1 rRNA gene is annotated in these 520 nt (G+C 53.7%); it reads left to right on the top strand.

Annotated features, from left to right (window positions below):
• A 16S ribosomal RNA gene (locus BVJ53_RS14810) occupies positions 1-520 on the top strand; the annotation flags it as partial.

Below are 520 nucleotides of genomic sequence, written 5' to 3'. Positions count from 1 at the left end.
TCACCTGAGAGATCAGGTTTCCCCTTCGGGGGCAAAATGACAGGTGGTGCATGGTTGTCGTCAGCTCGTGTCGTGAGATGTTGGGTTAAGTCCCGCAACGAGCGCAACCCTTATGACTAGTTGCCAGCATTTAGTTGGGCACTCTAGTAAGACTGCCGGTGACAAACCGGAGGAAGGTGGGGATGACGTCAAATCATCATGCCCCTTATGACCTGGGCTACACACGTGCTACAATGGATGGTACAACGAGTTGCGAGACCGCGAGGTCAAGCTAATCTCTTAAAGCCATTCTCAGTTCGGACTGTAGGCTGCAACTCGCCTACACGAAGTCGGAATCGCTAGTAATCGCGGATCAGCACGCCGCGGTGAATACGTTCCCGGGCCTTGTACACACCGCCCGTCACACCATGAGAGTTTGTAACACCCGAAGCCGGTGGCGTAACCCTTTTAGGGAGCGAGCCGTCTAAGGTGGGACAAATGATTAGGGTGAAGTCGTAACAAGGTAGCCGTAGGAGAACCT

Origin of the sequence: Lacticaseibacillus chiayiensis (assembly GCF_004123795.1) — a bacterium.
Classification (GTDB): Bacteria; Bacillota; Bacilli; order Lactobacillales; family Lactobacillaceae; genus Lacticaseibacillus; species Lacticaseibacillus chiayiensis.
The sequence above is the reverse complement of the archived record's forward strand: the minus strand, read 5'-3'. Positions and strand labels throughout refer to the sequence as shown.